General features: G+C 40.2%; 9 protein-coding genes. 2 read left to right on the top strand and 7 right to left on the bottom strand.

Annotated elements, in window-relative coordinates; all coding sequences use genetic code 11:
- Nucleotides 1-59 precede the first annotated feature (59 nt).
- Entirely contained in the window at nt 60-677 is a 618-nt protein-coding gene (gene tmk / locus T530_RS0103090) for a dTMP kinase (RefSeq protein WP_027727761.1), read from the top strand.
- A gap of 7 nt (nt 678-684) precedes the next feature.
- Nucleotides 685-1,299 carry a hypothetical protein gene (locus T530_RS0103095; RefSeq protein WP_027727762.1) on the top strand — a complete coding sequence of 205 codons (615 nt, stop codon included), beginning with the start codon at nt 685-687 and terminating at the stop codon, nt 1,297-1,299.
- Here the strand turns inward: T530_RS0103095 and T530_RS0103100 are convergent, their stop codons facing one another.
- The 7 genes from T530_RS0103100 to T530_RS0103130 all read right to left on the bottom strand — a co-directional run bounded on the left by T530_RS0103100 (nt 1,300) and on the right by T530_RS0103130 (nt 10,157).
- Nucleotides 1,300-1,713, bottom strand: a complete 414-nt coding sequence (locus T530_RS0103100; RefSeq protein WP_027727763.1) for a PUR family DNA/RNA-binding protein — start codon at nt 1,711-1,713, stop codon at nt 1,300-1,302.
- A gap of 134 nt (nt 1,714-1,847) precedes the next feature.
- Entirely contained in the window at nt 1,848-3,026 is a 1,179-nt protein-coding gene (locus T530_RS0103105; protein WP_027727764.1) for a cysteine desulfurase family protein, read from the bottom strand.
- Between the two features lie 7 nt (nt 3,027-3,033).
- Nucleotides 3,034-4,152 carry a 3-dehydroquinate synthase family protein gene (locus tag T530_RS0103110; protein WP_027727765.1) on the bottom strand — a complete coding sequence of 373 codons (1,119 nt, stop codon included), beginning with the start codon at nt 4,150-4,152 and terminating at the stop codon, nt 3,034-3,036.
- A gap of 45 nt (nt 4,153-4,197) precedes the next feature.
- Entirely contained in the window at nt 4,198-4,797 is a 600-nt protein-coding gene (locus T530_RS0103115; RefSeq protein ID WP_027727766.1) for a ribonuclease HII, read from the bottom strand.
- Complete coding sequence (locus T530_RS0103120; RefSeq protein ID WP_027727767.1) at nt 4,787-6,901, bottom strand: FN3 associated domain-containing protein; 2,115 nt, start codon at nt 6,899-6,901, stop codon at nt 4,787-4,789. The genes T530_RS0103115 and T530_RS0103120 overlap by 11 nt, the downstream gene beginning before the upstream one ends.
- 13 nt (nt 6,902-6,914) lie before the next feature.
- Complete coding sequence (locus tag T530_RS0103125) at nt 6,915-7,538, bottom strand: phosphoribosyltransferase (protein WP_027727768.1); 624 nt, start codon at nt 7,536-7,538, stop codon at nt 6,915-6,917.
- Between the two features lie 27 nt (nt 7,539-7,565).
- Nucleotides 7,566-10,157, bottom strand: coding sequence for an ATP-dependent Clp protease ATP-binding subunit (locus T530_RS0103130; RefSeq protein WP_027727769.1), 2,592 nt, complete (start codon nt 10,155-10,157; stop codon nt 7,566-7,568).
- Between the last annotated feature and the right edge of the window lie 23 nt (nt 10,158-10,180).

Raw genomic sequence — 10,180 nt, forward strand, 5'->3', positions numbered from 1 at the left:
AAGGTTTAATTATTTCCTTATTATAGTAAATTTTCTGATTTTAGATTATACTTTCTGATATGTTGTTAAAAAATTTTATTGTGTTTGAAGGAATTGACGGAGCGGGTACTTCAACACAGATTAAAAAATTGTGCGCCAGAAATTCAAAATTGTTGATTCCCACTGCAGAGCCGACAGACCGGGCTACCGGAAGATTTTTGCGTCAGCTGCTTGCAGGCGATTTTAAACTTGATGAGAGAACTACTTCTTACCTTTTTGCAGCAGATCGCTGCGAACATATTTACGGCGAAGGCGGAGTTGAAGAGCTATTAAAAGCCGGAAGAATTGTTGTAAGCGACCGCTACTTTTTTTCAAGCCTTGCCTACCAGAGCGCAACCTGCGGAAAAGGAATTCCCCGCCATGTAAACGCCCCATTCCCTCTTCCTGAAGTTCTTTTTTACTTTGAAATAAATCCGGAAGTTTCTTTAAAACGTGTTGAAAGCCGTGACGGCAAACGCGAGATTTATGAAAAAATTGATTACCAGAAAAAAACCGCTGCTTTGTACGACGAAGTAATCAATGAATACGAAAATAATCCGGATGGAATGAAAGTTATCCGTGTTGACGCAACAAAATCAATCGATGAAATCGCAGATTTTATTTATAATACTTTAATCAATCTGAATATCATCCGATAATTTTAATGTGAAAAAATCTTTCCTTATAATTTTACTTTGTACATTATTTTTCTCTTTCTCTTATGAAAATGCCTTTGCCTACATGGTAAAATATAAGGAAGACTGGTATAAGCTTTACCATGTCCACTACCAGCAGTACCCGGATGACTGCATTGAAAATATTTACTGGCTTGAAAAAGCAGCTCAGGCAGATTTTTGTAATCCTCAATTTGCAGATTTTAAGGTAGAAAGCGAAAAACAGTGGGAAAAGTACCGCTATTTATTCCAGATGCACATAAACCTTAAGCTCATTGAACAGCACCTTCGGCTTGGCAGAACTTACGACAAAAAATGTATTTATTTTTATGACGCGCCATGGAAAGATGAATATCTTCGCAATATGGAAAAAGCGCTTAGCTGCTATAAGGCTGGCCTTTATTACTGGCAGGAAGCTAAGCTCTGGTGTGAAAAATCAAGCAATGTTTCATTTAATTTTTTGACTATTACAGCAAAACAGAACTGGGAAGATGAACGGGAAAGAATTGTCTCAGGTCAGCTGAATTATGAAAAGATGCTTAACCGCGAAATAGCACGGTTAGAAAAAAACATCGCGGAATTAACCGCGATGGATAAAAAATATTAACTATTCTTCTTTTGATTTCTTAGATACAACATGTACACGTCCTGATTTTTTTACAGGAGGTTCGTAAGGAGGAAGTTCATCTTCTTTTGATTTAAGGTGAACAACCTTTTTATTTGATTTTGCTCCGGCGCCGAATTTAGCTTCTTTTGCAGCCTTCTTTTCGCGGGCAGCTTTCTGGCGTGCCTTGCGGTCTTTTTCAATAAATTCAAGTGATTTTTCCATTCCCTGAAGGAATTTCTGCATATCATCAGAGAAAATTGCAATCTGATGGCGGTCAGCTTCAGCACCGTCACGATTCTTGCTTTCTACAATCTGCAAAAATACGTCACCAGTACGGTTTTCTTTTACATTGAAAAAATATGAACGGTTATCAAGATAAATCTGAGTAGTAAAAAGTTCTCCACGTGCTCCCATGTTATTACCTCTTTATATTTAGTTTATAATTCGATTTGCAACAAAGAAAAGCCCAAAATTCGAAGAACCTTCCCTTGTGATGTGAGATGTAAATCTACCACATTCTGAAATTAAAATCAACTTGATTGAAAATGTTAGTTAAATGTGCCGTTAACTTCTTTTACAGCTTCAAAAAGTTCATCGATGGCCTTTGCAGTTGTAAGGGGGCCAAAGCTGAAGCGGACAGAAGTTTCGCGTAATTTTCCGTCAACATGCATTGCTTCAAGAACCGGCCGGTTGTTCTTGCGGGAAGAACAGGCGCTTCCTGTACTGATGTAAAAGCCTTTTGAATCAAGGGCTCGAAGCATGACATTACCAGGAACATTATTAAAGGCCGCCTGCACAACATAAGGAGAAAATAAATCGGTCTTTTCAAGACGGGACTGAGGAATTATTGTACAGCCATTCAGCGAAGAAAGTTTCTTTATAAAATCATTGGTTTCCTGACGCTGTTTCTGATAAGCCGAGAGAGCCTCAGAATTTTTCTCTGAAATAAAATATTTTTCCAGACACTTACTGAAGGCCAGGGCACCGAAAACATTTTCAGTTCCGCTTCTGATTCCTTTTTCCTGCCCGCCTCCACGCAAAAATGGATCAAGGCCTTTTTCACAGTCTTTCAGATAAAGGATTCCGATTCCACGAGGACCGCAGATTTTATGGGCGCTAAAGGCAGCGCTGTCTACGCCCCAGTCTTTCAGGCTGAAAGGAATCTTTCCTGCTGCCTGAACACAGTCAACATGAAATTTCGGCTTACGGCCGCCTGCACTAGCCTTTGAAATTGCATCAGCAATTTCTTTAACCGGCTGAATTACACCGGTTTCATTATTGACAGCCATAACGCAGACTGCAAGAGTATCTTTTGTAAGAAGGGCTGTAACTGCTTCGGGTCTAATTACGCCGTCTTTATCAGCCGGGATATATTCAACTTTACAGCCGGCTTTTTTAATTTCCTCCCCCATTTCGCGAAGGGCCGGATGTTCAATAGAACTGATAAGGACAGTTCCTTTTGAAGGCTTATTCAAAACAGAAAGAAGAGCAATATGGTCACTTTCCGTGCCGCCTGAAGTAAAAAAAACAGACTCAACTTTTACGTCAAGCGCCTCTGCAGCAGTTTTTCTTGCAGCTTCAAGAAGATTTTTCGCATTTTTTCCAGCCTGATGCGTAGAGGAAGGATTTCCCCAGTCATCAAGGGTCATTTCCAGCGCCGCGCGGAGAATTTCCTTATCACCCGGACTTGTAGCAGCCCAGTCAAAATAATGCTCTGTTTCTGTCATTTTTTTCCTACTTTAGAACTGAAAGAATTTCAGAATCTTTCACTTCTTCTATAACAGTATCCTGAAGACCATTTTGAATTATAACCCTTACTTTGTCAGTAAGATTTTTTTTGTCGTTGTGCATTACATTCAAAAGTCGTTCTGCAATTCCACCGCCATAAACAACAGAAGGAATTGCGGCAGTTTCCCAGCCGTAAAGCTTAAGTACATCAAAGATTTCGTTCATAAAGGCTTCGCGGCAATATTCTTTTTTATAGCTGAGTGTTACGGCACGACCAATACCCCAGGCAACGGCAGCGCCATGGGTGATTTTTCCCAGTCCTGCAACACTTTCAAGCGCGTGTCCGAAGGTATGTCCCAGATTTAAAGTGGCGCGGATCCCCTGCTCGGTAAAATCTTTTTCTACAACGGCCGCTTTTGCGCGAACGCTCTTGTTTATGATTAAATCGAGGGTCTCTGGGTCGCGGGCGTTGAGCTTATCAGCTTCATTCTTGAAAAGATCATACATTTCCTTATCAAAAAGAAGGGCTGTTTTAAAGGCTTCTGCAAGGCCTGAGTTATACTGATTTTCTGGAAGATACTGAACAAACTCCGGCCAGTAAAAAAGTCTTTTTGCCGGGAAGAATGAACCTATCATATTTTTGTAATTCTGATAGTCACAGCCTGTTTTTCCGCCGATTGAAGCATCAACCATAGCGAGCAAGGTTGTCGGAACAAGTTCTACGGCAGCGCCGCGCTTGAAAATTGAAGCAGCAAAGGCAGTAAGGTCGCAGATTACTCCACCGCCGATTCCTACAAACAAATCCTTACGGCTGAAGCCGGCTTCAAGGGCAGCAGTAATTATTGAAAGTACACTTTCTATTGTCTTAAAAGGCTCTCCAGATCCTAAAATCAAAAGGCAGTCATTGCCGCAAACTCCGTCATCAAACTTTGCGATAAAATTCTTCATGCAGTCAAGGCTGGCTACGGTTGCATCAGTAACGAAAAAACGTTTGCAAGGGGCATCTTCCGCTCCCGGATTGTAAACATCAATTAAATCTGGGGTACCAGACATAAAATTAATTTCTGATTTTTCAGTTCCTGCGTGAATTGAAGGATATGCGATCTGGAATGTTACTTTTTTCATACAAGCAGAGTTTAGCGTTTTTGGTTAGTTTTATCTATAAGAATTTTAATATTTAAAAGAAAGACGCTGGATTGGAGAAGGCCCTATTTCACGGCAGATTTTTCTGTGGGCAGCTGTAGGATAGCCTTTATGTCCGGCATAGCCGTATTGAGGATAGAGTTTATCCATTTCTTTCATAAAACGGTCTCGTTCATTTTTTGCTAAAATGCTTGCCGCCATCACGCAGGGATATTTTCCGTCAGCTTTGGGTTCGGCACGGCATTCAATGGGAAGGTCCGGGCAGCGGTTGCCGTCAGTAATACCAGAAAGTTCAACTTCTTCATAATTTATGCCCCTTTCCCTGCACCATTGTGGAAGTTTTTTTATCATGATTTCAAAGGCCCGCTTCATTGCAAGCATACTGGCTTCAAGAATATTGATTTTATCGATTTCTTTTTCATCACAAAAGGCAATTCCATAGCAGGCTTTTTCTAAAATCACAGTTTCTGCGGCAAGACGCTTTTTTTCAGAAAGTTTTTTTGAATCGTTTAAGATTTCAATGGGAAAATCAGCCGGAAGAATTACTGAAGAGGCATAAACAGGACCGGCAAGAGGACCTCGCCCTGCTTCATCAAAACCGGTCTCAAAGATAATTTTAGTCGGCATAATCTGAGTTATCCAGTTCCTTGAGAACAGAATCTTTGTTCGCAAAAACCATTACAAAGCCATCGCTATTTTGATTCTGTGGAAGATCACACTTGAAAACGTTCTTTTCAAAATCGCCTTTAGCTCCAAAAAGTTCTGCAATACGGCCTGTTTTAGCGCTTACTTTAAACTGATTACTGATGGAATCAACATTTCCTTTAGTTGCGGAAATGACAACGCTTGTATCGGCGCTTGTATTAATCACAGAATCGCGCAGAATAAGATAAGAATTCATGCTTGAAATAAATGAAGAATAAGTAACTGCATTTACAGAAGCGATTGAATCAAAAACCTTTACGACTCCAGAAGAAGCATCGATTACTGTTCCGTTTTTTGCAAAATCTGCGGAAAGCTCGCAGTTTTTAAGTTCCAGAGTACCGTTATTCAAAGAAAAAAGAGGAATCAAATCATTTTCAGAAAGAACCTTCTCTTTTTGAATCCTGATATTATTCAGGCTGAGAGTTGACTTATCAATCTGGATTGAACTTCCCTCATTAAAAATCAGGGTAGCGTTACCGTCATTCAAAATTTCACAGTCAGAAACAAGGCGGATAGCCTCTGGAGGAAATTCTGCATTTCCTTTTAAGCGGAGTTTTACAGAAGTACAGCTGTTAATGTCTTCAAGACATTCCTTGATGTTATTATATGGATGAGCCGCAGAACCATCAGCATTTTTGCCCGAAGATTCAGAATCAAAAAAATAATTGTAGCTGTCTATAATAAAAGAATATTCAACAGTCTGACTTTTTGTGATTTCATTCTGTGAATAAGCCTGGATTTTATAAAACAAGGCGCCGGCATCATTTGGCAAGAACTCATTCTGATAACCGTTTGGCTTATATTCCTTAAAATTGCCGACAGAAGTCTGCTTTAAGGCATTAATAACCTCATCATTGAGCTTAGTAACATCCTTAATTAAAAGAGGACGGCTGACTGCAATAAAAAGCTTGTTTTTTGAATCAGTTTCTACACCGAGGCGAACATTACGGCGTGAATAAAAGCCTTCAAAATCTGAAGAGATTTTAGGAACTTCAGGAGCCCGCTTATCAATATTATAGGAAACAGAAATTTCTCCCTGATAAACAGAACTAGAAAAAAGCCCGACTTTCAAAAGGCCTTCTGCATTATCGCCGTAGAAAACATCCGCGCCAAGCTGAGAATAAAGCTCTGAATATCGGTTATTATCGCCTTTTACGCTCATCGTATAGGAAGAATCGCCTTCTACGACAAAACTTGTAGTGCCGTCTCTTTCAAGCATGGTTTTGATTTTTGGTTTGGCAGGGAGAATACAGAAGTCTATTGCAGAGCCCTTCTGAAAATCCACATTCTGCCAGGAAACGATATGAGGACGACTTCGGTCAATATGGCGGTTTTCAAGCGGCATTGACCAGTATTCATCATCAATTTTATAAAGAAGATTTTTGTCTGTAAAAACTACAGTTTCCCAATCTTCAATTTTAATCGGAACCTTTCTCGTATTATTCAAACCGGCAACATGAGGGAAAGTTTTTATTATAAATCGCCAGGATTTTCCGCCCTCAGCAGGACGAACGACACAGGGAACGTATCTTGAAAGAACGTTTTTTTCCGAAATAGACAAATCAATTCCATGCATAAACTCAGTAGAATTGTTCATCTTAAAATTCATTTCAGCCGGAATAGAAAAAACAGTCCCCGAAGTATAGTTTACAAGTCCTGTATCGTAAAAAGTGGAAATAAAATCTGAATAAGGCTTATTTTCAGCCCTGTCTGTATTTACAGAATAGCGGACTTCCACAGTTTCATCTCTGCCGTCTGGTCTCACATGTGAAATTTTAAGATTTACATCACCTTCCACATCAAGAAGAACCGGACGGTCGTAGAAAAAACCGAAGTTTGCAGGATTTGATCCGTCAACCGAATAGTAAAATTCGCCGCCTTCAGAAGTATCAATAACAAGCATCTGCTTGTTTGCCCAGACACCTTTTACGGGATTTATTACATTAATCTCAGCAATAAGATTTGAAAGTCCCGCAGTCATGAGGAAAATTAAGACTGAAACAAGTTTTTTGACACTTCTTTTCATCAATTCTGCCTTTTTAATTTCCTAAATAAGGTCCAAGAATATCGCGGAGTTCAGGATCATCCTTGTAATAGTGAGTTTCCAATTCTTCAGCTGTAAGTCCGATAAGCTCATGGCTTGCATAGTGAATCCAGCGGTTTTCATCAGGATTGTTAATTTCAAACTTACGGCAGTAGTAATCAGGCTGAATAGGAAGATTTGCGTGTCCGTTGTCATAATTAAAATGCTTGTAATCATGAACGACCACCTTAATGTCTTCACGTTTAAATCCACGTGTATTCATCAATGTTTCAACAAGACAGTTGATTGTGCGGCCTGAGTCGTAAATATCATCTACAAGAAGGATTTTGTCACCAGGACGAAGATTTTCAGGAGGATAAGTCCAGCCGTCAATATAAACCTGTGTGTGCTGGGCAATATCAGAATATGAACGGGCAACTACACCAGCGTACAATACCGGATGATGTTTATTTTCACGGCAGACAATCTTAAAATACTCACTGATAACGTTAGACATGGCAGCGCCACCGCGCAGAGAACAGTAAATTACATCAGGAATAAAACCGTCTTTATAAATTTTGTGTGCAATTTTTAATGCATTGTTGCGGACTGTGTTATAGTCCAGAAATTCTTTAATCATTATTTCTACCTCTTTATCCCTAATATATTACTCAATTACGCCGTTTTTTCCAACAAGCTGCACTACAGGAACTTTTTCTTCTGCAGACAGGCTGATCTTCAACTGGCCTTCATCCAGTTCAATATTTACAAAGCGCATGTTTTTATCTGCATTTTCAAGGATGGCAATTGCAAGAGGATCCTCAATTTCCTTGCGGATAAGACGCTTCATAGGACGGGCTCCCATTGCAGGATTGTAACCATGCTCAATCAGATATTCCTTTGCATCATTATTAATTTTGATTGTAAGGTTCTTCTGTTCTACACGGTCTGCAAGGTCTTTAATCTGAATATCAAGAATCTTTGAAATTTCAGTCTTTGAAAGAGCATTAAATACGATTACATCATCAATACGGTTGATAAGTTCAGGATTTAAAAGCTTTTTCAATTCATGCAGGGCGCCGGCTTTAATGTCTTCGTAAGGCATTACACCTTCCAAAGTACCAAAGCCAACACGGCCTTCATTTGTAATCTGGCGGGCACCAGCATTTGAAGTCATAATGATTACTGTGTTGCGGAAATTTACAGTGTGTCCAAGATTGTCAGAAAGTTCACCTTCCTCAAGAAGCTGCAGCAAAAGGTTGAAAATGTCAGGGTGAGCCTTTTCAATTTCATCGAGCAAAACAACTGAATATGGATGACGGCGTACTTTTTCAGTAAGGATACCGCCGTCTTCATAGCCTACATATCCCGGAGGCGCTCCGACAAGGCGGCTTGCAGTATGCTTTTCCATAAAGTCTGACATATCAATTCTGATAAGGGCGTCTTCGCTTCCAAAAAGATATTTTGCAAGAGCCTTGGCAAGCTGAGTTTTACCAACGCCGGTAGGACCTAAGAAAATAAAGGAACCAACCGGGTGTTTTGGAGAAGAAATACCGGCACGGCTGCGGCGGATTGCGCCACAGATAACTTTAACGGCGTCATTCTGTCCGATAACTGTATTGTGCAGTTCTTCTTCCATATGAATAATGCGGGAAATTTCTGTTGTTGTAAGCTGCTCAACAGGAATGCCTGTCATTTCACAGATGATTTTCTCAATATCTGAAACTGTGACAGTTTTTTTGCCGCCGAACTGACCTTCGCTCAGCATTGTTGAATAGCGGCCAAGTTTTCTTTTGAGTTCGATTACCTTGTCGCGAACAAGAGCGGCGCTTTCGTAATCCTGATTTTTTACCAGAGATTTTTTTTCTTCAATCAAGTCGCTGATATTTGTTTCAATTTCGCGAAGTTCTGCAGGACGTTCTTCTTCGCTGATTTTTTTTGCTGCTCCGGCTTCATCAAGAATGTCAATTGCCTTATCAGGAAGAACTTTCTCAGGAATATAGCGGCGGCTGAGTTTTACGATTGAAGGAATTACGGCATCTTCATAAATTACGTGATGAAAATTCTCATACTTCTGCTTAATTCCGCGAAGGATTTCTTCAGTTTCCTGGTCACTTGGTTCACTTACCTTTACAACCTGGAACCGGCGCTCAAGAGCCAGGTCTTTTTCAATATGCCGTGTATACTCTTTAGTTGTAGTAGCGCCAATAATCTGGATTTCTCCGCGACTTAAAGCCGGCTTCATGATATTGGAAGCATCCATTGTTCCTTCAGGACCACCGGCTCCGATAATCGTGTGAAGCTCGTCAATGAACAAAATGATGTCGTCATTTTCTTGAATTTCCTTCATCATCTTTTTCATGCGCTCTTCAAATTCACCGCGGTATTTGGTACCGGCAACCATGGCAGCCAAATCTAAAGAAAGAATACGCTTCTTAAGAAGATTTGACGGAACTTTTCCCGCAGTAATTGCCTGAGCAAGGCCTTCTACAATGGCAGTTTTTCCGACTCCAGGCTCACCGGTCAAAACAGGATTATTCTTTGTGCGTCGGGAAAGAATCTGAATTACGCGGTGAATTTCCTTATCACGGCCTACGACAGGATCGCTTTTGTTTTCACGCGCCATTTTTGTAAGGTCGCGGCTGTATTCAGAAAGGAAGGATTCGTCACCGCCAGAAGCAGCTTCCGCATTCTTATCATTCTGATTATTTTCTTCAGGAGCAGTTCCTGTTAATAGGAAATCCGAAGGTTCATCGCCGAAAATCGACTTGAAAAACTCATCAGCGTAATTGTGGAAATTAAAATCATTATAGGAGCTTGGAACTTCACTCTGAGCTTCCACTACACTAAACCTAACATCACTTACTGTATAGCCGGAAGCTGTGAAAAAGTTTTCTGCAATAGTTTTTGACTCTTTTACAGCCGCAAGAAGAAGATGCTCTGTTCCCACGTAAACGTTATTTAATGAAGATGCTTCAAGATCTGCAAGTTTAATAAGATTTGCAACTCTTTCACTCTGGGGAATATCTTCTAGAGTTGGAGTTTTTTCAATTGTTGCAAAAGAATCCTCAAGAGATTCTTCAAAACGCATAAGATTAATATTCAGTTTTGTAAGGGTTGTAAAGCCGATACCCTCTTTCAGGCGAAGCATTGCAAGCAGAATATGTTCAGGAAGAATTTCCTTGCTTCCAAACTGACGTGCCTCATCCTGAGCCAGAAACAATACAATTTTTCTTGCGCGAACCGAGAAATTTTTCAATTAAAACCCCATTGCTTTTATGA

The sequence above is a fragment of the Treponema sp. C6A8 genome (genome assembly GCF_000619925.1).
Taxonomy (GTDB): domain Bacteria; phylum Spirochaetota; class Spirochaetia; order Treponematales; family Treponemataceae; genus Treponema_D.